Here is a 577-nt window from a genome sequence, read left to right as displayed (position 1 = left end):
AGCAGCACGGCCTTGTCGCTGCCGTGGCCCTTGCCGGTGGCGCCGAGGGAGCCGTACAGCTCGGCTCGCACGGTTGCTACCTGGCCCATCAGCCGGTCCGATTCAAGACCGAGGATAAAGCGTTCGGCGGCAAGCATCGGCCCCACCGTGTGGGAGCTGGAGGGGCCGATACCCACTTTGAACAGATCGAAGACACTCAGCGACATGGGGCGTTTCTCGAAAAGGGGGTCAGGCCGGGTACACCGGGAAGCGTGCGCAGAGTGCCGCTGCCTGGCGTGCCACCTGGGCCTCGACATCGGCATCGCCGAGGTGGTCGAGGATGTCGCAGATCCAGCCCGCGAGCGCTCGGCATTCCGCCACCTGGAAGCCACGGGTGGTCACCGCCGGGGTGCCGATGCGCAAGCCCGACGTCACGAAGGGCGACTGCGGGTCGTTCGGTACGGCGTTCTTGTTCACGGTGATATGGGCGCGGCCGAGGGCGGCGTCGGCGTCTTTGCCGGTGATGCCCTGGCGAATCAGGCTGACCAGGAACAGGTGGTTGTCAGTACCGCCGGACACCACGTCGTAGCCGCGATCG

1 protein-coding gene and 1 pseudogene are annotated in these 577 nt (G+C 66.9%); both read right to left on the bottom strand.

Features of this window, described 5'->3' with window-relative positions; genetic code table 11:
- The coding region (locus tag E8E75_RS00100) for a serine dehydratase beta chain (protein ID WP_280357626.1) at nucleotides 1-206 on the bottom strand (206 nt) is incomplete at its 3' end.
- A 22-nt stretch (nucleotides 207-228) separates the two neighbouring features.
- Nucleotides 229-577 (bottom strand): annotated as a pseudogene (gene glyA, locus E8E75_RS00095) (serine hydroxymethyltransferase); the annotation flags it as partial.

The organism is Pseudomonas sp. BN606, assembly GCF_029873115.1.
GTDB lineage: Bacteria > Pseudomonadota > Gammaproteobacteria > Pseudomonadales > Pseudomonadaceae > Metapseudomonas.
Note: the sequence above shows the minus strand (reverse complement) of the source record. Positions and strands in the feature narration are given on the sequence as shown.